This window comes from Novosphingobium taihuense (assembly GCF_007830315.1).
GTDB lineage: Bacteria > Pseudomonadota > Alphaproteobacteria > Sphingomonadales > Sphingomonadaceae > Novosphingobium > Novosphingobium taihuense.
In genome coordinates this window covers 22,550-46,067 of the sequence record NZ_VLKJ01000004.1, presented here as the reverse complement: position 1 = coordinate 46,067, position 23,518 = coordinate 22,550, and the positions used below count along the sequence as shown (strand labels likewise).

The window sequence follows — 23,518 nt, the reverse complement described above, 5'->3', positions numbered from 1 at the left end:
AGTTCTGCGTTCAACGAACCTTGGGCAGGCGCAGGTGCGCATCTGCGTAGAGTTCGCGAACTGCGGGCTTGGACAGCTTGCCCGTGGCGAGCCGGGGCAGCGGATCGGCGGAAAACGCCACGTAGCGTGGCACTTTGTAGTTGGAGAGGTTGGCGTCGCAGTGAGCGATGAGCGCAGCAACATCGACTTCTGCGTCGCCGTGATAGACGACGAGCGGAGTTTCGCCGAACTTGGGGTCCGGCGCTGCAATGGCCAATGCCTCGCGTATGCCGGGAAATTCGCAGACCACGCGCTCCACTTCGGCGGCGGAGATATTCAGCCCACCGGAAATGATGAGGTCCTTCAAACGATCAACGAAGGTCAGCAGTCCGTTCTCGTCGAGTACGCCGATATCGCCGGACCAAAGCCAGCCGTCTCGCAGGGCCCTCGCCGTCTCTTCGGGGTTGCGCCAGTAGCCGATCATCATGCCGGGCGAGCGCATCAGGATCTCGCCCTGTTCGCCTGGCGCGCAGTCGCTGCCATCGGGGCGGACCACGCGAATGTCGATGAATGCACCGCCCCAACCGCACTTTTCCGGCATGTCTATGGCAAGATGTGCAGGCATGATCGTGGCGTTGCCGCCCACTTCGGTCTGGCCGTAGATTTGGCGGATCACGATGCCCTTGGCCCGGTAGGTTTCCAGCAATTGCCGACTCACCCGTGCGCCGCCTGCGGTGACGAGCTTCAGCGACGAAAGATCTGCATTCGCGAATTCGGGCCGCGCCGCGATGAACTCGAAGAACGCGGGTACGGCGGCGAAACAGGTGATGCGTTCGCGCTGGATCAGATCAAGCGCGCGCGCCGGATCGAACTGCGGCTCCATGTAGAGCGTGCATCCGGCGATCGTGTAGTGCACCAGCTGCACGAATCCCGCAGAGGTATTGAGCGGGGCCATCGTGATGACTTTGGACCCGGCCGGCGCGGATGGCTCTTCGATCGACCAGTTGGCGGCATAGGCGGTCATCGTCCGGTTGGTGAAGACAACCCCCTTCGGCTTGGCCGTGGAGCCCGAGGTGGCGATGATGACGACGGGCCAATCGGGTTCGGGATCGTAGGCAGCCGTCGCGCGATCCCCTTCACGCAGGCCCTCGACCATCGACATGTCGCGTGGGGAGACCCCCGCCTCGCGCACAGCGGCAACCTGATCCGGCCCGGCGAAGACAAGACGCGGTTCGGTCGTTTCCAGCAACTCGGCGATCTCGCGCGGTTTGTAGCGGAAATTGATAGGGCTCGCGATCGCACCGGCACGAATCGTGCCGAAGATCAGGGCAACATAGGCAAGGCTGTTGGTGGAGCAGATGGCCACGCGATCGCCAGGCTCGACGCCCGCCCCCACAAGCATCGCCGCCACGCGATCGGACCAGTCCTGTAGCGTACGATAACTGAGAACTTCGCCGGCAAGCACGACGGCAGGCTGATCCCCCCGCATGCGGGCCCACCATGCGATGGCGCTGGACACTGTCTGCGACATGATCTCCCTTTCCCCGAAGCCGGTCCTCGCCAGCTTTCTCTAGCGTCGGTGCTCACGCTAATGGCGAATAAACCTAATGACAATAGATTTTCTAACCGAGCGCTTAAACACCCTTGCACAAAGCGCTCGGTGGTGGCAACCTATTGCCATTAGATAGACCGTCGCCAAAGCGGTCACCGAGGTGAGAGGAACGAGTGGAAAGCTTTGACTACGTCATTGCAGGAGCCGGAGCAGCAGGATGCGTGCTGGCAAACCGCTTGTCTGCCGATCTGCGAATTCGGGTCTGCCTGGTCGAAGCCGGCCCGCGCGACACTCACCCTTTTATCGCCATGCCAAAGGGCCTTGCCAAAGTCATGGCTGACCCGAAACACTTGTGGGCCTACGCCAGCCAGCCGGACGCGTGCACCGGCGGTGAGTCCGAAACCTGGGTGCGCGGGCGGGTGCTTGGCGGATCGAGTTCGATCAACGGCATGATGTACGTGCGCGGTCAGCCTGCAGACTTCGACGCCCTCGCAGAGCTGACGAGCAGCGACTGGAGCTGGGCCGAAATCGGACCGGCCTATGCTGCCCTGGAGAATCACGAACTGGGCCCGGGCGAGATGCGCGGCAACAGCGGTCCGCTGCGTGTCTCCATGCCAACCATCCGCGATGCATTGTCCGAAGCGCAGATCGCTGCTGGTGAGGCAATCGGCCTTCCGCGCAAGGTAGACGTCAACTGTCCGGACAACGGCGATGGCATCGGCCTGACGCCGCGCACCATCTACAAGGGCAAGCGGCAAAGTGCGGCAACTGCATTTCTCCGACCGGCTGAAAGTCGTCCAAACCTGACCGTACTGACCGACGCCACTGTCGATCGCGTGATTTTCGACGGCGCGCGCGCGCGAGGGGTAGAGATCATGCAAAGCGGCCTGCGCAGCATGGTGCCTTGCCACGGCGAGGTGATCCTGTGCGGGGGCGCGATGGCGAGCCCGGCGATCCTTGAGCGATCAGGGATAGGACGACCCGAGGTGCTGGCCGCCATCGGCGTGCCGCTGGTGCACGCTAGCCCGGAAGTGGGCGAGAACCTGATCGAGCACCGGGGCCTGATCGTGCAGTGGAAGCTGCGCAAGGACGTGTCGCAGAACAAGCAATTCAAAGGCTGGCGCCTGCTGCGCTCGGTCCTGCAGTATTACCTGACGCGTACCGGCCCGATGTCGTCGGCTGCATATGAACTTGGTGCCTGGTTCCGCACCATGCCGGGCCTCAACCGGCCTGACGCGCAGATGCTGATTGCTCCGTTCTCGTTTGATTTTGCCAAGAACCGGCAGGACGTGGAACGCTTTCCCGGAATGCACGTGGTCGTCTATCCCCTGCGTCCCACATCGCGCGGATCAATCCACGCGACGACAGGCGATCCCGATACGGCTGCAACTTTTCAGCCCAATTACCGCGCCAACGAGGCAGACCGGAGCGCGATGATCAACGCCGTACGCATGGTCCGGCGCTGGGCCGAACAGCCCTCGCTTGCAGAACTGATCGAGGAAGAGACGATGCCCGGCCCGGCGTTTGCCAGCGATGCCGATATCCTCGCGGCTTACGACCGCTTCGGCACTTGTGGATACCACGCCGTGGGATCCTGCCGGATGGGCAAGGACCCGGCGTCGGTAGTCGATCCGGCAACGCGCGTCCGCGGGGTCGAGGCGCTGAGGATCGTCGATACCTCGATCATGCCGATCATCCCGGCGGGCAACACCCAGGGGCCGACAATGGCCATGGCGTGGCGCGCAGCCGATCTGATCCTTCAAGACCGACTGGCTCGCGCAGCCTGAACACGAGGCATCAACCCGAAGGTACCAACCACGCCCTAAAATCTACTTTTGTTAGTTATCAATCAGCGATTGCCCGATGAGGCCATCATCAAGAACACTGGGGAGGAATTGAGATGAAATACGGAAATGCACTGCTTGCCCTGAAGCTTGGAACGGCCATGGGTTCAACGCTCATGCTGGTTCATGCAGTTCCAGCGCTTGCAGCTGATGAACCGCAACCCGCAGCCAGTGCCGCTGCAGAAGCGGACGCAGCCACGACCGAAGAGATCGTCGTGAGCGCGCGTCGCCGCGCCGAACGCCTGATCGACGCGCCCGTGGCGATCACTGCCGTGACCGGCGACACGCTGAGCCAGTATCAGGCGACCCGCGTTTCGGACATCGCAACGCTGGTGCCTTCGCTGATCGCGGGGAAAGCCGCCTCGGGTTCCTCGGCCAGCGTGTTCCTGCGCGGCGTCGGCTCGACCGCGCTGAGCGCCGGGTTCGACCAGTCGGTCTCGTTCGTGATCGACAACATCGCCATGAGCCGCGGCCGCGAGATCAGCCTGCCACAATTCGACATCAAGGGCGTGGAAGTGCTCAAGGGACCGCAGGCCCTGTTCTTTGGCAAGAACACGACCGGCGGCCTGATCAGCGTGACCAGCAACGGTCCGACCGACGAATTCCATGCAGGGATCAAGGGCGGTTACGGGTTCAAGGCGCGCGAGCGCTATGTGGAGGCCTTCGTATCCGGGCCTGTTTCCGACACCGTTCGCGCCCGCCTGGCCGGTCGCTATTCCAAAAGCGACGGTGCCTTCGTGAACACGGCTGCGGCCAGCTACACCAACTACATCCCGGGCCAGTTCCGCACGCGCAATTCTGATCGGCGCGGTTTTGCAGAAAGCTATGGCCTGCGAGGCACTGTCGATGCGCAGGTCTCCGACGGCTTCAAGATCGAACTCAAGGCCGGCCTCAGCAGCGTGGTCGATGGCGGGCCCACGGACACGCTGGAGCGCATCTGCGGCGGCGGGCGGACAACACCCCTGCCCTCCACGCTCGCTCCAGGCGCAGTCTTCCCGACCAGCCCCAACACAGATTGCCGCATCGACGGACGCGCCGACAGCTCTGCCATCCCGGTTCAGGTGGCAACAACCGGCTATCGCTTTGCCCGTGACGGCAAGCTCTATGCAGACTTCAAGTCGCAGTTCGTGGCCCTCACCGGGACCATCGAAAGCGATCCTTTTGATGTCACCTCGGTAAGCGGCTACTATCACTTCAGGCAGACCGACCTGAACAACGTGAGCGGCGAGTCCTACCCCGCCGGATTCTCGCAGTATGCCGACTTCGAGCAGTTCTCGGAGGAGTTGCGCTTCCAGTCAAAGTTTGACGGTCCGTTCAACATCCTGTTCGGCGCGTTCTACGCCCACGGCAAGTTCGTCTTCAATACCGATGCCTACATCGCGCCGCTGCCGCTCGATCCGATCAACAACACCTACACCACCTTCAAGCGCGACAATGGCTTTACCACCGACTCGCTCTCGTTCTTTGCCGAAGGAACGCTGAACCTCTCGCAGCAACTCGAACTTTCGGGCGGGGCACGCTACAGCAAGGAAAGCCGCAAGAGCTACCAGCGCTCCTTGCCTGCGCACATCGGGTTCGCCGCAGCCTTCCCGGGCGGAATTGCCCTCAACGACAAATATGACGAAGGCAACCTCTCGCCGCAGGTTACCCTGCGCTACAAGCCCTCCACCGACCTGACTCTCTATGCCGCCTACAAGCAGGGCTTCAAGGCGGGGGGCTTCAACATCTCGCAGGTCCTGACGCCGGTTTCGAATGTCGCGGCAGGCCGCTACAAGTCTGAAACTGCTGAAGGCGCCGAAATCGGTCTGCGCGCCCTGCTGCTCGATCGTCGCCTGAGCTTCAATCTGACGGCCTATCACTATGACTATTCTGACCTGCAGGTGCAGTTCTTCGATCCGACCACCGTATCGCTGACAGCGGGCAATGCAGGCAAGCTGCGCACCCAGGGCGTCGAGGCCGATCTCAACTTGCGCGTTCCGGGCATCGATGGGCTGAGCCTGCGCGGTGCAGCGGCCTACAACGATGCAAAATATCGTGACTTCATCGGTCAGTGCTATCCCGGCCAGACCATTGCCAACGGGTGCAACCTGCTGCCTGCAGGCGGCGTATTCAATGGCCAGAACTACAGTGGCCGTACTCCGCCGAAGGCCCCGCACTTTGCCGGACGGGCTGGCTTCACTTACGAAGCACCGATCGGCGAGACGATGTCACTGCGGATGAATGGCGACGTCAGCTATACCTCGAAGTACAACTTCACCGACGCGCTTCGTCCCGACGCCTTCCAGAAGGGTTTTGCCAAGGTCGACGCCTCGGTGAGCTTGTCGGGCAAGGACGATCTCTGGACTGTCTCGGTGATCGGCCGGAACCTGACCAACCGTCTTGTCGTCACTGCTGCGAATGACATTCCGTTCGTGGGCGGCACCGGCACAGGGACGACGAGCGGCACTTTGGCCGACATGTCGGCATTCGTTGACAACCCGCGGGAAATCTTCGTGGAAGTTGGCTTCAAGTTCTGACCTGCCGCAAATCAACAAGGGCGCGCCAGGCGGCGCGCCCTTCGTTGTTCGGCAGATCAGCCCTTGCCGTAACGTACCCGCAAGCCATCGAGAATGACCTGCAGGGCTTCTGTGAAGATCTCCTCGTCACTGCCCGGCGCCACTTTCAACGCCTGCGCCAGAAACGGGTAGGTCTCGGGATCGGGCGTAGGCGTTGCCGGCGTGTGCAAGCTCGCAGCGGCTGCCGCAAAGATCGTGTAGCCAAACGTGAACCGCTCGATCGCTTCCAGCACCACGATATGGTGCTCCGGCTTGTACGGACAGCTTGCCAGCGTGCGCTCATAGGCCGGCTGCACCACCGCGCGCGGGAAGAACCGCAGGGCAATGGGGGCAGCATTAGGATGGCGCATGGTGACCCGATAGGTTGCCAGCGCAAGTTCCTTGGTACGTGCTTCCCAGTCGTCGGACCAGGTGTCCCGCTCACTGGAAATCTTCTTGAGCAGCAACCGCGAGACCTTGACGAGCAACTCTTCCTTGTCGCGGAAGTGATAGTAGAGCGAGGGGGCACGCACACCCATTTTCTGCGCCACCGCCTGCAGGCTGAGACCGTCGAGGCCTTTTTCGTCAACGATGGACAGCGCCGCCTCTGCCGCTGCATCACGCGTGATCAGAGGCGAAGCCGGGCGTCCAGCGCGATTGGACTGTGCAGGAGAAGCCTTTTCAGTCGACCGCGATTTTCCGCGTATCGAGACCTTCCGGGATCGAGGCGTGTTTTGTTTCATCGTTGCCATGATGCCCCCCTTGGGCAGCCCCTGTCCAGAACGCAAGATGCAGTCGTTGCCTCCAGTGGTCCGGGCCAGCAAACGTGACTCCCGGCAACCACGCGAATTCCCAAAATTCAGATTCCCGACCGCGCTTGTAAATCTATGATACATAGATAACGTGATGGATTACGTTGGGAAGAGTCTATGACTGATAGCACAAGCATTACGCGGGTCCCCGGAGCGGACGGCGATCACGTTACCTACTGCCGTATCTGCGAGGCTCTGTGCGGCCTGATCGCGCGGGTCGAAGGCGGCAAGATCGTCAGGATCCTGCCCGATCGTGCCAATCCGCACAGCAGGGGCCACATCTGCGTGAAGGGCCCGGCCTTGGCAGACGTGGCTTATGATCCCGATCGCGTGACAGCGCCGCTGAAGCGCATCGGTGGGCCGGGTGAGTTTGCCGCAGTCAGCTGGGACGAAGCGCTGGACGAAATCGCCGGGCGCCTTTCGGCATCAATCGAAAGCCATGGTGCCAACAGCTTCGCCGTCAATGCCGGAAATCCGCCGAGCATGGGGTGGCCAAGTTCGCTTGCCGCGCCATTCTTCCAGGCCGCGATGGGAGCAAGCCGGATGTATTCCCCCGCGTCAGAAGATATCAGTTCGGTCGTTCTCGCCACCGAACTCATGTTCGGCACTCACGCATTCCTGTTTCCCGATCTTGCCGAATGCGACCACCTTTTGATCTTCGGTTCCAACCCGCTCGTTAGTCACGGATCGCTGGTGATTGCGCCCCGCTTCAAGGAAGATCTTGACCAGATAGCAAAGCGGGGCCGGGTGCTGGTGATTGACCCGCGCCACACTGAAACCGCGCGCAAGCATGAACACGTTCCGATCATCCCGGGCGGTGATGTCTGGCTGATCGGGGCCATGCTCAACACGTTGATTGAAGAGAACCTCATCGACAGCTCGTTCATCGCAGCGCACGCAAGCGGAATGAACGAACTGGCCGCAGCCATGGAATGGCTCACGCCCGAAGTTGCTGCACCGCGGTGTGGCATCGCGGCCGAGACGATCAGGACGATGGCACGCGACTTTGCAATCGCCCCGCGTGCTGCAGCGATGGGTCGGATCGGCATCTGCCGCGGAGAATTTGCCACTCTGACGAACCTGTTCGTGCACATGCTGAACGTGATCGCTGGCAAGTTCCATCGTCCGGGTGGCTATGGTTGGGGCCATGGCGGCACGGCCAGCGACACCCAGTATCGCGGCATATCGCCGGGCGCCCGGCATGGGGCAATACCCTCTCGCGTCAGCGGCTTGCCCAGTGTCTGGGGCGCGCAGGCGAGCGTGACCTTTCTCGAGGAAATGCTTACTCCGGGCGAGGGGCAGATAAGGTCGCTGCTCGTTGTCGGGGCAAATCCGGTCATGTCCATGCCTGGCGGACCCGACCTGCCCAAGGGCTTCGCGCAACTTGACCTGATGGTCGCGCTGGACCTCTACATCACCGAGACCACTCGCCATGCAGACTTCGTTTTGCCGGTAACGACTGCTCTTGAGCGCGAGGACATCAACCTGTTCTTCATGAACCATATGGTCAGGCCCTTTGCCCAGCACGTCGATGCCGTCATTCCGCCTGTTGGCGACGCTAGGATGGAATTCGATATCCTGCGCGATCTCGCAGCGCGAATGGGCCGCGCTGAGGCATTCGGAAAGGCTGCGCCCTTCGAGATGGCCGATGCTGCCTTGCGGGCCGGCGTGGAGGGACGCAACGGACTATCCGTCGAGCGTCTTCGCGCGGCACCGCATGGCATGATGATCGAAGGGGGCCGCTGGGACTTCGATTTCACCAAGCGCCTGGGGCATGCTGACGGAAAGATTCATTTCTGGAGCGAGCCGATTGCAGCCGAGATTGCCAGGCTCCGCCAAGCGCCTGCTTGGAACCCTTCCTCGCTTCGGCTGATCAATCTGCGAAAGCTCCGTTCGATCAATTCGTGGATGCATAATGTCGAGGGGCTGGTGCGGAGCGACCGGGCAAGTCTTCTCATGCATCCGGACGACGCTATGGCGCGCGGTATCGAGGATGGCGGCAAGGCTGAACTCTCGACTTCCCGCGGCCGGATTGTTGTCAATGTCGAGATATCCAAGGAGATGCTGGCAGGCGTGGTCTGCTATCCCCACGGCTGGGGTCACGAAGGAGGTTGGCAAAGGGCCCGGGCGACCGATGGTGCGAACCTGAACATGATCGCCCCCGCTGGTCCACAAAGCGCTGAAAGGTTATCCGGCATGAGCAATCTTGAAGGCTTTGCAGTCGAAGTACGTGCTCTGGCCTGACCGCGATCTAGTTTGCCTTTCGCGCTTCGATGCGAGGACCATTCTTCGCGTTTGAGAACGCAGAAAGCGCAAGCGCGCCAGTCGGCTGCGCAGCTTCCGAAGCCCGCTTCGCTCCGTTGGCGAATTTGCCGCCAAGGTACTTTCGCGTTAGACTGGCTGCTCCAGGCAAGATTTTCTTGGAGCACGCAAAACACTCCAAGTTCGACATACTCTATTTTTATAGTAGAGTTTTGAGATGCCGCTGGGACAAGGTCATCGCCTTCTTCGCAATGGCGCTTGCTCGTGCGGTGCCGGGCGCGACGGATAAAACAGTTTTGGGATAGCCTATGTCGATGGATAAACCGGCTGCAAAGCCCACGGACAGTTTACAAGTAGGCAGGCGAGTTCAGTCTGATCGCCTCGCTCCTGACCGTGCGGGTAGGAACACGGGTACGATCCGGAAAGCACGGTCCAATGCACTGTCGCTGACAGAGTTCTGGTGCCGGATCGGCACTGCTGACTGACGCCAGGTATTCCGGACAACGCCATGCAAAACGCGGTTTCTGCTTTCGCTGAATTGGAGCGTCTGGCTTCGTGTCTCTCCCCTGAGACCGGCATATGAAGCGCGCGCTGATCATCCGGCATGTGCCGCGCGAAGGCGTCGCCGGCTTTCGTGAACCGATTGAAGCGGCGGGCTATCTTGTAGACCGGATCGACGTGACCGACCCGTCCTTTGCAGCGCTGGACCTTTGCCAGCATGATCTTTTGATCATGATGGGTGGCCCGATGGGCGTTTACGAACAGGAGCAGTTTCCCTGGATATCCTGCCAGCTACGCCGACTCCAGAGCCGACTGGCCGCTGATCTTCCGACGATCGGCGTTTGCTTCGGCGCACAGATGATTGCAGCGGCATTGGGCGCTGACGTGTATCCGGGTCCCGTGAAGGAAGTCGGTTTCCATCCCGTTGCCGTGCGCGGCGAAGTGCCGTCCAACCCTTTGCGGCATATCGTCGATGTCCCGGTGCTGCACTGGCATGGCGATACCTTCACCTTGCCGGAGAACGTCGAGTTGCTGGCCTCGAGCCATCTCTATGATCATCAGGCTTTTCGCCGTGGACGCAATCTTCTGGCACTGCAATTCCACGCAGAGATGGGCGAGGATGAGCGCTTCCATCAATGGATCGAGACATGGCCGGAATCCGTTCTGGAAGCAGGCGGTACAGAAGAAGATCTGCGCCGCGCTCACGCGTTGCACGGGCCGACGGCTGTCGCTGCCGGCCGCGCAATGATTGCTGAATGGATTGCCGGACTGGAGCGCTAAGGGTCTCTGCCAGGGCGCCACGCTTCGCTCAGGCAAGCGTCACGGCGTTAAACATGTCGTCGAAATGGAAACCTCTTTCCGCAACCCATGGCGTCACCCCGGTGCTGCCATGCAGCAACGCCGGGGTTTGGCCAGGCCGACTCAGACCAACGCCGCGTCTAGTGAAATCTCGGCGTTCAACACCTTGGATAGCGGGCAATTGGCTTTGGCGGTGGCCGCCGCTTTCTGGAATGTCGCATCATCTGCACCCGGAATGCTCGCGCGCAACGTCAGTTCGACGGTCGGGATGAAATACCCGGTTTCGCCCTGTTCCAGCGTCACCACCGCCGTGGTATCGAGTGCCGTAGCCGTGAGGCCAGCCTCGGCAAGAACCAGCGACAACGCCATGGTGAAACAGGCGGCATGGGCCGCCCCAAGCAGTTCCTCCGGGTTCGAACCCGCCACACCTTCGAAGCGGCTGGCAAAGCCATAGGGATACCCTGAAAGCGCACCGCTGGCGGTGGTGATGGCACCCTTGCCGTCCTTGAGCCCGCCTTCCCAATGGGCCGAGCCTGTCCTGCGGATCTTCATGGTTCATTCCTTCCAGATTGCGGAGCTGCGATCGCTCGTTAAACGCCGGATGCGGCCAAGAGTTTCTGACCGCACCATGGCCGCCGTCTTCACGCCATCCGGGGCCCGACAACGTCCGCATTGAGCAGGCGCCGCAGCGCAATCAGGCCGCGATGGATGTTGACCTTGACCAAGGACTCCGACTGCCCTGAAATACGCGACGCTTCCAGGATCGAACAGCCCTCGATCTTGACGAGGCGGATTGCTTCGGCCTGCGCCGCGCGCAAGTTGCTCATCAGTCCATGTAGTCCGAAGGCGGCCAGCACGCTGTCCTCATGGCTCCCGGTTGGCACCTCGACAAGCTCCTCGGTCGGTTGGCGCTTGCCGCTGCGGATGGCATCGACCCACTTGTACCGGGCGATTGCTGCAAGCCAAGGCAGGTATGGCCTGCCGGGGATGAAGCTGGCCTTCCGGCTATGCACGGCCAGAAGCGTCTCCTGCACGACATCGTCGATCGTGTCATACGGCAGGCGGCGCGCATAGTACTGCCGCAGCCACCTTGCCGAACGGGCAAGCAGCATGTGGTAGGCAGCGGCATCCCCGGCAAGGCTCGCCGCCATGGCGCCATCCCAGTCAAATCCGCCGCGATGGGCTCCAGCCGCCGTCGTACCGGCGCGCCGCACTGCGATCGCGCCTGCCGCCTGTCCTGCCGACCGTGCGCCCGTCCAAGCACCGGCCTGCGTGAAATTCTGCGTTTGCATCGTTCCCTCCAACCCTTCTCACGGATTGGAAAGTGACCCAGACGCAGTGGCCTGCCCACGTATCAGGCGGCTATAATATCCATGCCCAAACGGAATAGATCAGATTTTATTGATGATTTTCAGAAACTTGCTCACGCTCACATGAGCGCGGTAACCATGAGTGCGTTGCGTACGAACTGCATCTGGAGCCGGCGCTGTTGCCGGTCTCAGCCTTCAGGAGATCGATGATGCACGAACCAGTCAGTTCACCCGACAAATCGGGAATCGCAGCGCTGCTAGGTACCGGTTTCGGCTTCGCAATGGTCGGCCTTGCGGTTCTTGTTGCCACCCTCACCGGCATGGCAATGATGGCAGGCTGAAGGGTGTACCGTTGTCGAGTGGATTTCGGACTGCCTCGCCCCGGCTCGCGCGGCCTGTGCGTCAATCACTGCGCAGGAGCGGGTCGGCCTGGATGCACGACGCAATGTGATCGACCAGCGCCCGCACGCGCGTAGCGGTGTAACGTGATGGGGGAAGGACGATGCTGATCGGCATGTCGACCGGGGGATAGTCAGCCAACAACTCGACCAGCCGCCCGGCCGCGAGATCTTCCTCGAACAGCCACCGAGCGTTGACCGCTATGCCCAGCCCGCAAAGAGCCGCCGAGCGTAGCGCATCGGAACTGTCGGTACGGAAACTGCCAGAAATGCTGACAGGGTCGTGTCCTGCAAACTGCCACGTGTTGCCGGTACTGAGCAGGGCGAACGCGATGCAGTTGTGGGACCGCAGATCAGCCGGAGTTTGCGGCACGCCTGCCCGCTCGAGATAATCGGGCGAGGCAACTGCGACACGCCTTGCAGTGCCGACCTTGCGGGCGCGGTTGCGACTGTCGCCGATTTCTCCAACGCGGATGGCAAAGTCCAGACGATCAGCCACGAGGTTGAGCGCATGATCCGAGAGCTGGACCTCGATGTGAAGGTCGGGATGCGCCCGCTGGAACTGCGCGAGATAGGGAATGATCCGTGCCCGCGCGAGCGTCAGCGGCGCAGTCAGGCGGACAACGCCCGACAGCGCTTCGGGACTGCGCACCGCGGCCTCTGCTTCGTCGATAGCCGCAAGCGCTCGCAGCGCCGCGTCGTAGAACGATACACCCTCGACCGTGAGCGCGAAGGAACGCGTGGTGCGCTTCAACAGGCTGGCCCCGAGATGCTTCTCCAACGCGTTGATCTGACGCGACACTGTCGACTGGGTGATGCCCAGCACGTCCGCCGCTCTCGAGAAGCTCTCGAGGTCGGAAACCGTGACATAGGTTTTCATCCAAGTGGCAAACTCGTTCATCACCAAGGCCTCCCAATGGCAAGACTAGCGGACGGTGGAGCGACGCGAAATGCCGGGCGATGCGTGGAACAAATAGGTCATATGCGTCCGCATGGCTTGCGCCTATCACCGATGCAGGCAAGAACCTTGTTCGCCGGGCCGGCTCGCCGACGTGGATGACACTCGAATGGAAATGCATCAGGTCCGCTATTTTCTGGCGGCTGCACGCCTGCTCAATTTTACGCGGGCGGCAATCGAGTGCAACGTTTCGCAGCCATCGCTGACGAAGGCGATCCTGAAACTGGAAGACGAGTTCGGTGGTCCCCTGTTTCGCCGCGAACGCGCCCGCACGCACCTCACCGAACTCGGCAAGGCCATGCTGCCCCACCTGCAGCGCACCTACGATGCCGCGCAGGCGGCACGCCAACTGGCGCGCGACATGGCGCGCGCTGAAGTGGCCCCGCTGTCCATCGGGATCAGCCATCTTGTGCCCGACGACGATTTGGTCATGGTCCTGCGTGACCTGAGCGAGCGTTTGAGCGGGATCGAGATCGAGATTGAATCCGGCCCCGAGCCGCAACTGGTCGAGGCTGCGGTGGCCGGAAAGCTTGATGTGGTCATCATCTCGCTTGGCGCTATCCCGCCCGAACGGTTCGATCACTGGGCGCTGTACGAGGACAGTTTCTGCATCGCGCTGGCGCAGGACCATTCGTTCGCCCGGAGAGACAGCATTGCGCCTTCCGAGATAGAGGCGGAGACGTGGATCGATTTCGCCGGTGATGGTTGTGCAGCGCTGGCCGCGTTCGCTGGCCGGCACGGGGCTGCCATTTCGGTCCGCCATCACGCGCGCAATCCAGGCATGGTGCGGCAACTGGTGCTCGCAGGGCTCGGCTGTGGCTGGTTGCCGCGCGGAATCCTGCCCGATCCACTGGTGGCCTCGCCGATAAGAGTGCCTGGTTGCGAGATCTCTTTCGTGGCGGCTGCGGTCGTCGGGCGGCGACGATCGATAGGGTCGGATGCGTTTCTGCGATCGTGCCGGGCACGGGATTGGGACAGGGCACCATCCGGCCCCAATGGATAGCTGCAGCCGATAGCGCTCAGGCATCGAACACATTCACACCGGTACGATTTTTCTCCCGGCCCGGCCATGGTAACACCGTAAGATGACGAAGCACGATCCCGATACAATCTACGACCGCCTGATCGGGACGCTCGTCGCCGACCTGCACAGGCGGCGTGCCGGTCACGATGCCCCGCGCGAGGGCAGCGTCTTTCCGGCATTCCGGCTGCCGGACGAGCGAGGTGTTCTGTGCGACCTGTCGCAAGTGCTTGCGCGAGGACCGGTCGTGATCAGCTTCATTCGCGGACAATGGTGTCCTTATTGCCAGGAGGAACTGGCATCCTGGAAGAACGCGATTCCGGCACTGCAGGCCGCGGGTACGACCCTGATCTGCATAACGCCCGAAACGGGCGGCGCGGCCAAGGCCATCCGCAGCAGCGTCTCCCCGGAATTCACCCTGCTTTGCGATGTCGACCATGGATTGTCGCTTTCGCTTGGCCTTGCCTTCCACCTCGGCCAGGCATTCATTGACCAGTACAAGGCCGATGGCGTCGACCTTGCCGCGATATATGGATCGGCTGCGGGGATTCTGCCGATCCCGGCGACATTTGCACTCGATCGCGATGGCGTCGTTCGCGCTGCACACGTCGAGCCGGATTTCCGCATCCGGGCAAAGCCCGATGACATGATCCGCGCATTGGCTGTGCCTGCGAAGGGGTAGCGCAAGTGGATAGCGAGACAACCGCAGACGCTCTGCCCCTCGATCACCTGACCATCTTGGCACGTGATCCCGATGGCTCGCGCGCATTCTATGATCTGGTGCTGCCGCATCTGGGCTTTTCGAAACATGGCAAGGACATCTGGCGAAATGCACTGGGCCTCCACATCCAGTTGCGCGGCGCGAAGCGGGAGACGCGCGAATATGAGCGATATGGCCCCGGCCTGAATCACTTCGGCTTCACTGCCCCCGACGCGGCTTTCGTCGAAGCGCTGGCGGCCATGGTATCCGAGGCCGGTCATGTCGCGCGGCTCCAGCGCTTTCCTGACGGCACCATGGCCGTCTTCCTGCCAGATCCCGACGGCTTGCGGATCGAGGTGTCCTGGTATCCTCCCGGCGTTCCCCCGGTTGAATAATCTGCCGACGCTCACGGAGCGTGCCTTTGCTCTTTGAGGACGGCTTGCCTGCCGCAAGCGGTTCAAGATGAAGCGGTTCCGCCGGTCTCTACTGGTTCGCAGAGTCAGGCATCTCTTGCCCGATCCTGACCCAGGAGAAGGCTGCGGATGTCTCCGCGACAGCGCGCAATCGCAATGAGCAGGTAGATCGACACGCCAATCATCCCACCCGAGACGACGACCAGCGCGAGAGTTGTGCCCGTCAGGCCGGAGCCATGGCGCCAGCCGATCCAGAACGCAGTCAAGAGCAGGAAGCCCAGCAGGTCTAGGCCGAACTGGCCGGGCCAGCCCTTGTCCTCGACAATTTTCTGAAACGGCTTGAGGAAATCCGGACCGAGGCCGACGACGACCACAGAGGTGTAGCCGATCATCACGATCAGCCAGACAATCAGAAACACCTTGATAACCTACATGGCCTTGCTCCCGGTCCATAATCCGGCATAGCAGTACAGCCAAAGGCTCGCAGGGCCGATGGAGCTTGACCGTACTGCACGCGATTCTGTAGCGACCGCTACACGGCATCGGGATGTAGCGAGTGCTACAAGAGGCGAAATGACCATTCGGGATCAGCAGCGCGAGAAAGTGGTAGCGCTGCTGGCCGCGCACCTGCTCGAAACCGGTCTGACCCGGATCAGCCTGCGCCAACTGGCCGAGGCAGCGCAGGTCAGCGACCGGATGCTGCTCTATTACTTCCCCGACAAGGCGAGCGTTCTGGCCTCGGCTCTGGAGCGCGCCGCAGGCCAGCTTGCCACCCGGCTTGAAGAGCTCGTGCCCGAAGGGACATGCCTGAAACCCGCGGTCCTCATGTCGCGACTTGCCGCATTGACCACGCAGGAAGACCTGCGCCCCGTCATGCGCATGTGGGTCGAAGTGGTGGCAGCAGCGCGGCGGGAGGAGCCATTCAAGACGATTGCTGCCGGTATCCTCGAGGGTTTCCGCCAATGGCTCATGCCCCGGCTGGATCTGCCCGACGACGAACGGCGCGATGCCACTACCCTGGCCATTCTGGCTTTCGTCGATGGGCTGGCCCTGATCGACATCTGCGCTGGCGGCGATGCGGCAACACGCGCGGCCGATGTGGCCGGGCTGCTTTTCTGCAAGTGATTTCGGCCAGTCGGCAGCCACGCCAGCAACAGTTGTAACGCTTCGCTCGGCTGCAGCGAATGATGTGCGTGCAATGCACATTGTTCACTTGAAGACGGAGCCGGACCATGGCCAATCGCCCTCATGTCGTGATCGTTGGTGCCGGATTTGGCGGCCTTGCCGCCGCTCGCGCCCTAGCCGATGCCCCCATCGACGTGACCGTCATCGACCGACGCAACCATCACCTGTTCCAGCCGCTGCTCTACCAGGTCGCGACCGCGGGGCTTTCCCCGGCGGATATCGCAGGCTCCATCCGGTCGATCCTGCGCGACCAGAAGAACACGCGGGTTCTGCTTGACGAGGTGTGCCGGATCGATCGCCTCCAGCGAATTGTCCATACCCGCAACGGTCGCCCGCTACAGTACGACTGGCTGATCATCGCAACCGGCGCGCAGCACAGCTATTTCGGCAAGGATGAATGGGCTCCCCACGCGCCCGGGATCAAGACCATCGATGACGCTACCGCCGTGCGCCGCCGCGTGCTGATCGCGCTGGAAAGGGCCGAGACCGAACTCGACAAGTCCACCCGCGACGCTCTGTTGACCTTCGTCGTCATCGGCGGCGGGCCGACGGGTGTGGAAATGGCAGGCGCCATCGCCGAACTTGCGCGCCAGTCAGTCAGCAAGGACTTCCGCCACATCACCCCGCACTGCTCCAAGGTTTGGCTGTTGCAGAAGGGGAACCGCCTTCTGCCGTCATTCCCAGAAAAGTTGTCGGCAGACGCCCGCAGGGCACTGGAGCACCTTGGCGTCAGCGTCCGCCTTGGCGGCAATGTCGAGCAGGTCACCTCGTCTGGCGTCAGTGTCAGCGGCGAGTTCATCCCCACACACACCGTGGTCTGGGCCGCAGGGGTAATGGCCTCGCCCGCCGCGCACTGGCTGACCTGCAAGCCGGACCGTAGCGGCAGGGTGGAAGTGGACTCCATGCTCAAGGCCAAGGGATCGCACGACATCTTCGTGATCGGCGATACCGCGCGCTGCATTGATGCGACCGGTCGCGAGATTCCCGGAGTAGCCCCTGCGGCGAAGCAGCAGGGACGCTATGCCGCGCAAGCAATACTGGCACAACTGCACGGTCAGACCGTCGAACCTTTCCGCTACCGGGACTACGGCCAGATGGCGACGATCGGCAGGGCGAGGGCTGTGTGCAGCATCGGCGGCGTAAAGCTCTCGGGCCATACGGCCTGGCTGGTCTGGTGCCTTGCCCACGTGTGGTATCTTAACGGCCTGCGCAACCGCATCTCGGTGACGATCAGCTGGATCTGGAATTACCTGACCTTCGAACGCGGCGCCCGCCTGATCACCGGCGAACTGGAGAGTGGCGGACGGTAGCCGTCAGGAAAGACCGGCCACCAGCCCTTCCGCAATCCACTGCCCGAGCACGCCGCCCGCCTGTTCGACAGCGGCTTCCTCGCCCATGTCCCGCGCCAGATCCTCGCAGCATTGCGCAAACGTGAAACCGTCTCGGCTGCATTCGGCAATGCGCACTTCCACTGGCTCCGCACGGCGCATCACCGACTCAAATCCCTGACGCCATACGAAAAGCGTCGCCCGTTCGGGCAGAGCACAAGGCGCAGGCACCTCGCCCTCGCCCGCCAGCGCCAGCCAGATCTTATCGGCATTGCTGCCGACCTCGACCATCAACATCGACGGCACGAGTGCTATCCGTGCAACGTCCCAATCCACCTCAGTCAGGACATCGGCTCCTGCAGGATCGGCATTGCCTGCAACGAAAGCCTGCCCCACCGCCCAGTCGATCCGGGCAAGATCGGCGACTTCGGGGTCTTGCGGATAGAGGCTTGCCAGAGTGGTAGCGAAATCCGCGCCGTAGGCATCGAGAGTCCAGCCGTGCGGCGGATATGCGTCGATGAAATGGGCGGCCGCCCGGGCAAAGGCCTCGTCCCCCAGCCATGAATGGACTTGCTCGAAGCCTGCTTCCAGACTCGTCATCAGCGAAACGCGATAGTTGTTCTGGTAGATGGCGAGGCCGTCAGCGCGGCCGAGCCGCATTGCCGCGGCCTCGTCAGCGGTGACGAGCCAACTGGCGAAGTCCTGCTGCAGGCTGTGCAGCGATGCGCCTAGCACGGTCACGCCGCCGCCTCGAAGGCAAGGGTCTCCGCATGCAATTCGCGGGCAGTGTCGAGCTCCCCGATCAGTTCTGCCAGGTCGGGGATGTTGTCGTCACGCTCGATCATCGTCGGCAGATCGCCCGCACGCCGAAGTGCGGCCGCATAGAGTTGCCAAACGCACTCGGGGACGGGCTGGTCGTGCGTATCGATCAGCATGGTCTGGCCAACGCTGTGACCAGCCAGATGGACCTGCCCCACCGCGCGCCATGGCACGCCGTCGAGATAGGCGATCGGATCGAAGCCGTGATTGGTGGCACTGACGTGGATGTTGTTCACGTCGAGCAGCAGCCTGCAACCGGTCCGGCTCACCATTTCCGCCAGGAACTCCCATTCCGTCATCGCGCCGGGAAAGGCGATGTAGCTCGACGGATTTTCGAACAGCATCGCGCGGCCGAGGGCATCCTGCGCACGCCCGATGTTTGCGCAGACCACCTGCAGAGCCTCCTCGGTCATCGGCAAGGGCAGGAGATCGTGCGAATTGAAGTTGCCGATCCGGGTCCAGCACAGGTGATCGGAAACCACGGCCGGCTCCATCAGATCGACAAGCTGGCGCAGGCGCTCGAGATAGTCGCTGCGCACGCCATCGGCAGAGCCGACCGAGAGCGACACGCCATGGAGCGCCAGCGGATAGTTGGATCGCGCCTTGAAAAGCGTGTCGAGCGGGCGTCCGCCCTCGACCATGAAGTTTTCCGAGATGACCTCGATGAAATCGACTTTCGCCGATCCGTCGACGTAGGCAGCGTAATGCTCACGCCGCATACCGAGACCGAAGCCGGAGAGGGAAGAGGTCATCGTGCGATTCATCCGTTCATGTCGGGAAAGAAGGATGCCAGGGCGATGCGTGTCGCGAGGGGTCAGGGCGCACGACGCCCTGGCATCAGGCAGGCCGGAGTCTACTCGGGCCGGGACTTACTTGGGCTCGGTCAGGCTTCCGCCCTGCGCAGCGCACTGCTTCTCGGTCAGCGCCTTGAAGCCCTGCCCCTTGCAGCTGTTCTGGCCCTTGCACTGGTTGCTGGCCGTGGCGCAGTCCGAAGTCCCCTTGCAGGTGTTCACGCCATAGCAGTGGACGACTTCGGCTTTCGCCTTGGCGGCAAGCACGGGGGCGGGGAGCGCAGCGATGGCGGCGGCGACGATGGCGGCGTTGGCGGCAAGCGCGAAGCTGGTCTTGATCGAGGTCATGTCATCTTCTCCAGTGATGCCGGGGTGGCATTGGTTGGTTCGCGGGTCGCTGTCCCGCGGTTACATCCGACCCTCAACTTTCTCCGATTTCACGCGCAAGACGGACACCCCAGCAAAAAATCGCAAGGGTCGTAACCTTCTCGCCTTGCAGAGCGAACCTGGCTGCAGAGACCGCTCGCCCCGGATTGACGAGGGCATCAGGCATCTCCCGCAACATCGACAATGCACACGGAAAGGTAACTCATCATGAAACTGACATCAGCAGCCCTCGCCGCTTCCCTTGCAGCCGGTCTGATCGCCGGCGCGGCCCATGCGGCCGACGGCAAGCCCGCCATGGAAAAGTGCTACGGCATCGCGAAGGCCGGCAAGAACGATTGCGCCGCAGGCCCCGGCACCAGCTGCGCCGGAACCTCCAAGGTCGATTATCAGGGCAATGCCTGGAAACTGGTCAAGGCAGGCACCTGCATCGCCACCAAGACGCCCAAGGGCAACGGCTCCCTCACGCCGCGGCCATGAATGCTTCGGCCTGATTTCCTCAGGCGCTGAAGCGTTCCGGGGCGGGGTCCCTCATCTCCCCCCGCCCCGTCGAGCCTCACCCCGCCGAACAAAGCACAATTCAAACGGAAACCATTGCGATGACAGCGATCCGCAGCCAGTACGAACGCCTGTGCGCTCTGTCCGCACGCCTCCTTCCCGACAGCGTCCTCCTGCTGGTCATGCGCCTTGGTATTGCTTCGGTGTTCTTCCTGTCGGGCCGTACCAAGGTTGAAGGCCTGCTGACCATCACCGACAGCACCTATTACCTGTTCGAGACCGACTACGCCCTGCCGCTGGTCCCGCCCCAGATCGCCGCCCACGCAGCGACTTACGCCGAGCACATCTTGCCGATCCTGCTCGTGATCGGTCTCGGGTCGCGGTTTGCAGCGCTTGGCCTGCTTGGCATGACGACCGTGATCGAAGTCTTCGTCTATCCCGATGCGTGGTCAACCCATCTCAGCTGGGCTGGCCTCTTGCTGCCAGTCATCGCGAAGGGGGCCGGTGCCTTTTCGGTCGATGCTCTGATCGCCCGCAACCGCGCGGCTGGCTGACGACCTCCTGACAGCTCGCTCCGGTGAACCAGAGTACAGCGCGACCATTACGCTCCAAGCAATGATGCCATGCGGCGAATGCGCGTTATCGCAAGGGTGCTGACGGAGCATTGTTCCTGTGCGGGCCAAACGCGGTCCCGGTTCAATCAGGAGCACCCCCATGAAGCTGTACTATCACCCGCTTTCGGGCCATGCCCATCGCGCCCGTCTTTTCGTATCGCTGCTCGGCCTCGATGCCGAACTCGTCGAGGTCGATCTCCTTGCGGGCGAGCACAAGCAGCCTGCCTTCCTTTCGCTCAACCCGCTGGGCCAGGTCCCGGTGCTGGTCGATGACGACGGCACCGTGGTCTCGGACTCCAACGCCATTCTCGTCTATCTCGCCAGCAAGCACGGCCGCACTGACTGGCTGCCGGAAGACCCTGCCGGCCTCGCGGCTGTCCAGCGCTGGCTTTCCGTCGCAGCGGGCGAACTGGCCTATGGCCCCGCGGCTGCCCGGCTGGTGACCGTGTTCGGTTCGCGCCACAATCCGCAGGAAGTGATTACCCGGGCCCATGCCCTGCTCGCCAATCTCGAACGCCACCTCGAACATCGTGAGTGGCTGGAAGGCACGGCACCCACCATCGCCGACGTTGCGCTCTACAGCTACCTCTCGAGCGCTCCCGAAGGCAACGTGGACCTCGACTCCTATCCCAGGGTCCGGGCGCTCCTGGCACGCATCGAAGGCCTGCCGGGCTTCGTGCCCTTCGTCCAGACAGCCGCAGGCCTGCGCGCCGCGGCCTGAGGCAACGCCGGTGGCTCGCGGTTACCCCCCGCCAGCGAGCCACCGGCCAACCCGCTATGGAGGACGTCATGGACAGGAACGACCATCCAGACACCAACCCGATCTGGCACGAAGGCGAACGCGCGATCCAGGCGCATGTCGGAGTTGTCGATCGCATGGCAGAACTTGGTGCCCGCGTGATCCGGCCCTTCATGCCCGATCAGCACCGCACGTTCTATTCGCAGCTGCCCTTCGTGATCCTCGGCAGCGTCGATACTGGCGGTGCAGCCTGGGCGACAGTCGTGGAAGGCGAGCCCGGCTTCCTGTCCTCTCCCGATCCCGCGCACCTCTCGTTCGGCGCCCTGCCGCACGCAGACGATCCGGCGCTTGGCGGCATTGACGACGGGGCCGCGCTCGGCCTGCTGGGTATCGAACTGCACAGCCGCCGACGCAACCGGGTCAACGGTACCTTGCGGATGGCGGCCAGCGGCGCACCTGTGCTGGAGGTAGGCCAGAGCTTCGGCAATTGTCCGCAATACATCCAGTTGCGCGACGCCACCTTGTCCCGCGCGCCTTCCGCACCGCCAGCAAAGGCGCCGGAGGAACTGCCCGCGCTTGATCGCCCTGCTCGCGCCATGATCGCCGGTGCCGACACCTTCTTCGTTGCCTCCTACGCAGACCGGCCCGATACCGGGCGGCAGGTCGATGTCTCCCATCGAGGCGGCAAGCCAGGCTTTGTGCGGGTCGATGCCGAGGGCAAGCTGACCATCCCCGATTTCTCGGGCAACCTGTTCTTCGCAACGCTCGGCAACGTCCTGCTCAACGGGCAGGCGGGCCTCGTCTTCATCGACTTCGAAAGCGGGGACATGCTGCAAATGTCCGGGAAAGCCGAAGTCATCCTCGATTCCCCCGAAATCGCCACCTTTGCAGGGGCGGAACGGCTGTGGACATTCGTGCCGCATCGGATCGTGCGCCGTTCGGGGGCGCTTGCCCTGCGCTGGAGCTTCCGCGAAAATGGCTGGTCGCCGAACGCGCTGGCAACCGGACAATGGCAGGCACCTTCAAACTGGCATCAACTGCGCGTCGAACGCATCGTTGCGGAAAGCGCCAGCATCCGCTCGTTCCACCTGCGCCCCGTGTCGACCGATCTCGGATGGCAGCACAAGGCCGGTCAGCATCTGCCGATCCGCGTCCGGCTGGCGGGTGAGGACACGCCGTCCGTACGCACCTACACGCTCTCGTCCGCGCCATCCGATCCGCTCTACCGCATCAGTGTGAAGCGGGAAGGCAAGGTCTCGACCTGGCTTCACGATCATGTGCACGAGGGCGATCTGATCGAAGCGCGCGCACCTGCGGGAAGCTTCGTCATCGAACCCGATGCACCACGCCTCGCCGTGCTCATCGGAGCCGGGATCGGCATCACGCCAATGATCTCGATGCTACGTGAACTGGTCGGGCAGCGCGCAGACGGCACGCCGTCTCGCCCTGCTGTGCTGATCCAGTCCGCACGTTCGCTCCCCGAGCGCGCCTTCACCAACGAACTGGCGGCATTCGCCGACCGGGTCCGCGTGGTGCGCGTGCTGGGCGATGCGACCGGAGCGAGAGCAGCGGCCGACTACGACGTGGCTGGACGCATCGACCTTGCGCTCCTTTCCAGCGTGCTCCCGTTCGGGGACCACGACTTCTACCTATGCGGGCCCGAAGGCTTCATGCAGGCGATCTACGATGCCCTTCGTAGTGCCAACGTGCCCGACCATCGCATCCATGCCGAAGCTTTCGGCCCATCATCTCTGCAGCGAAAGAGTGATGCCACACGCGAAGCGATGCCTGCTGCGCAGCCCGCCACGACGCCCGTCCCCGTGCTGTTCACAACCTCGCTCAAGGAAGCGCGCTGGAAGCCCGGCGATGGCTCCCTGCTTGAACTTGCCGAAGCGCGCGGGCTCAAGCCCGAATTCGGCTGCCGCAGCGGCTCGTGCGGATCGTGCAAGGTGAAACTGACCGCCGGCTCGGTCGCCTATCCCCGCGCGCCATCCGCCGAAGTGGCCAGCGACGAGGTCCTGCTGTGCTGCGCCGTCCCCGCGGAAGGGAACGACAAGCCCCTGCAGATCGAAGCCTGA

General features: G+C 62.7%; 23 protein-coding genes. 14 read left to right on the top strand and 9 right to left on the bottom strand.

Annotated elements, in window-relative coordinates:
- Positions 1-10: 10 nt before the first annotated feature.
- Complete coding sequence (locus IQ25_RS09545; protein ID WP_246415475.1) at positions 11-1,510, bottom strand: class I adenylate-forming enzyme family protein; 1,500 nt, start codon at positions 1,508-1,510, stop codon at positions 11-13.
- Positions 1,511-1,704: 194 nt separating this feature from the next.
- Between IQ25_RS09545 and IQ25_RS09540 the strand changes: the two genes are divergently transcribed.
- Together IQ25_RS09540 and IQ25_RS09535 are read left to right on the top strand one after the other, a co-directional pair.
- Positions 1,705-3,318, top strand: a complete 1,614-nt coding sequence (locus IQ25_RS09540) for a GMC family oxidoreductase (protein ID WP_144905180.1) — start codon at positions 1,705-1,707, stop codon at positions 3,316-3,318.
- Between the two features lie 113 nt (positions 3,319-3,431).
- Positions 3,432-5,891, top strand: coding sequence for a TonB-dependent receptor (locus tag IQ25_RS09535; RefSeq protein WP_144905178.1), 2,460 nt, complete (start codon positions 3,432-3,434; stop codon positions 5,889-5,891).
- A 56-nt stretch (positions 5,892-5,947) separates the two neighbouring features.
- Here the strand turns inward: IQ25_RS09535 and IQ25_RS09530 are convergent, their stop codons facing one another.
- On the bottom strand, positions 5,948-6,661 hold the full coding sequence (locus IQ25_RS09530) for a TetR/AcrR family transcriptional regulator (RefSeq protein WP_158637719.1): 714 nt from the start codon (positions 6,659-6,661) through the stop codon (positions 5,948-5,950).
- Between the two features lie 177 nt (positions 6,662-6,838).
- Between IQ25_RS09530 and IQ25_RS09525 the strand changes: the two genes are divergently transcribed.
- Positions 6,839-8,965, top strand: coding sequence for a molybdopterin-containing oxidoreductase family protein (locus tag IQ25_RS09525; protein ID WP_144905174.1), 2,127 nt, complete (start codon positions 6,839-6,841; stop codon positions 8,963-8,965).
- 597 nt (positions 8,966-9,562) lie between these two features.
- Entirely contained in the window at positions 9,563-10,264 is a 702-nt protein-coding gene (locus IQ25_RS09520; protein ID WP_144905172.1) for a glutamine amidotransferase, read from the top strand.
- A gap of 141 nt (positions 10,265-10,405) precedes the next feature.
- Here the strand turns inward: IQ25_RS09520 and IQ25_RS09515 are convergent, their stop codons facing one another.
- Both IQ25_RS09515 and IQ25_RS09510 read right to left on the bottom strand, forming a co-directional pair.
- On the bottom strand, positions 10,406-10,834 hold the full coding sequence (locus IQ25_RS09515) for an OsmC family protein (RefSeq protein ID WP_144905170.1): 429 nt from the start codon (positions 10,832-10,834) through the stop codon (positions 10,406-10,408).
- Between the two features lie 89 nt (positions 10,835-10,923).
- Positions 10,924-11,574 carry a sigma factor gene (locus IQ25_RS09510; RefSeq protein ID WP_246415474.1) on the bottom strand — a complete coding sequence of 217 codons (651 nt, stop codon included), beginning with the start codon at positions 11,572-11,574 and terminating at the stop codon, positions 10,924-10,926.
- Positions 11,575-11,801: 227 nt separating this feature from the next.
- Here IQ25_RS09510 and IQ25_RS21355 point away from each other — a divergent pair, with 227 nt between their 5' ends.
- Positions 11,802-11,933: a hypothetical protein gene (locus tag IQ25_RS21355; protein ID WP_258537000.1), complete on the top strand. Its 132-nt coding sequence runs from the start codon at positions 11,802-11,804 to the stop codon at positions 11,931-11,933.
- A gap of 61 nt (positions 11,934-11,994) precedes the next feature.
- On the opposite strand, the gene IQ25_RS09505 is transcribed toward IQ25_RS21355, so the two are convergent.
- Positions 11,995-12,891 (bottom strand): LysR family transcriptional regulator, encoded by an 897-nt coding sequence (locus IQ25_RS09505; protein WP_144905168.1) that lies wholly within the window; start codon positions 12,889-12,891, stop codon positions 11,995-11,997.
- A 166-nt stretch (positions 12,892-13,057) separates the two neighbouring features.
- On the opposite strand from IQ25_RS09505, the gene IQ25_RS09500 reads away from it, so the two are divergent.
- The 3 genes from IQ25_RS09500 to IQ25_RS09490 all read left to right on the top strand — a co-directional run bounded on the left by IQ25_RS09500 (position 13,058) and on the right by IQ25_RS09490 (position 15,064).
- The gene (locus IQ25_RS09500) at positions 13,058-13,951 is read left to right on the top strand and encodes a LysR family transcriptional regulator (RefSeq protein ID WP_158637718.1); all 894 of its coding nucleotides are present in this window, start codon (positions 13,058-13,060) and stop codon (positions 13,949-13,951) included.
- A gap of 82 nt (positions 13,952-14,033) precedes the next feature.
- Positions 14,034-14,651 (top strand): peroxiredoxin-like family protein, encoded by a 618-nt coding sequence (locus tag IQ25_RS09495; protein ID WP_144905164.1) that lies wholly within the window; start codon positions 14,034-14,036, stop codon positions 14,649-14,651.
- A 5-nt stretch (positions 14,652-14,656) separates the two neighbouring features.
- The gene (locus tag IQ25_RS09490) at positions 14,657-15,064 is read left to right on the top strand and encodes a VOC family protein (RefSeq protein WP_158637717.1); all 408 of its coding nucleotides are present in this window, start codon (positions 14,657-14,659) and stop codon (positions 15,062-15,064) included.
- A gap of 104 nt (positions 15,065-15,168) precedes the next feature.
- Here the strand turns inward: IQ25_RS09490 and IQ25_RS09485 are convergent, their stop codons facing one another.
- Positions 15,169-15,501 carry a hypothetical protein gene (locus tag IQ25_RS09485; protein WP_144905161.1) on the bottom strand — a complete coding sequence of 111 codons (333 nt, stop codon included), beginning with the start codon at positions 15,499-15,501 and terminating at the stop codon, positions 15,169-15,171.
- Between the two features lie 154 nt (positions 15,502-15,655).
- Here IQ25_RS09485 and IQ25_RS09480 point away from each other — a divergent pair, with 154 nt between their 5' ends.
- Complete coding sequence (locus IQ25_RS09480; protein WP_144905159.1) at positions 15,656-16,207, top strand: TetR/AcrR family transcriptional regulator; 552 nt, start codon at positions 15,656-15,658, stop codon at positions 16,205-16,207.
- Positions 16,208-16,314: 107 nt separating this feature from the next.
- On the top strand, positions 16,315-17,577 hold the full coding sequence (locus IQ25_RS09475) for an NAD(P)/FAD-dependent oxidoreductase (RefSeq protein WP_144905157.1): 1,263 nt from the start codon (positions 16,315-16,317) through the stop codon (positions 17,575-17,577).
- Between the two features lie 3 nt (positions 17,578-17,580).
- On the opposite strand, the gene IQ25_RS09470 is transcribed toward IQ25_RS09475, so the two are convergent.
- From IQ25_RS09470 to bufA2, 3 genes are all read right to left on the bottom strand, one after another.
- Positions 17,581-18,336: an HvfC/BufC N-terminal domain-containing protein gene (locus tag IQ25_RS09470; protein ID WP_158637716.1), complete on the bottom strand. Its 756-nt coding sequence runs from the start codon at positions 18,334-18,336 to the stop codon at positions 17,581-17,583.
- A complete protein-coding gene (gene bufB / locus IQ25_RS09465; protein WP_144905153.1) occupies positions 18,333-19,166 on the bottom strand; it encodes an MNIO family bufferin maturase in 834 nt (277 codons plus the stop codon). Before bufB ends, IQ25_RS09470 begins: the two co-directional genes overlap by 4 nt.
- Before the next feature lie 117 nt (positions 19,167-19,283).
- Entirely contained in the window at positions 19,284-19,553 is a 270-nt protein-coding gene (gene bufA2 / locus IQ25_RS09460; protein WP_144905151.1) for a BufA2 family periplasmic bufferin-type metallophore, read from the bottom strand.
- Positions 19,554-19,799: 246 nt separating this feature from the next.
- On the opposite strand from bufA2, the gene IQ25_RS09455 reads away from it, so the two are divergent.
- The 4 genes from IQ25_RS09455 to IQ25_RS09440 all read left to right on the top strand — a co-directional run bounded on the left by IQ25_RS09455 (position 19,800) and on the right by IQ25_RS09440 (position 23,518).
- Positions 19,800-20,069, top strand: a complete 270-nt coding sequence (locus IQ25_RS09455) for a BufA1 family periplasmic bufferin-type metallophore (RefSeq protein ID WP_144905149.1) — start codon at positions 19,800-19,802, stop codon at positions 20,067-20,069.
- Between the two features lie 119 nt (positions 20,070-20,188).
- Complete coding sequence (locus tag IQ25_RS09450) at positions 20,189-20,641, top strand: DoxX family protein (protein WP_144905147.1); 453 nt, start codon at positions 20,189-20,191, stop codon at positions 20,639-20,641.
- 160 nt (positions 20,642-20,801) lie between these two features.
- Positions 20,802-21,422: a glutathione S-transferase family protein gene (locus IQ25_RS09445; protein WP_144905145.1), complete on the top strand. Its 621-nt coding sequence runs from the start codon at positions 20,802-20,804 to the stop codon at positions 21,420-21,422.
- A 68-nt stretch (positions 21,423-21,490) separates the two neighbouring features.
- Positions 21,491-23,518, top strand: a complete 2,028-nt coding sequence (locus IQ25_RS09440) for a 2Fe-2S iron-sulfur cluster-binding protein (protein ID WP_144905144.1) — start codon at positions 21,491-21,493, stop codon at positions 23,516-23,518.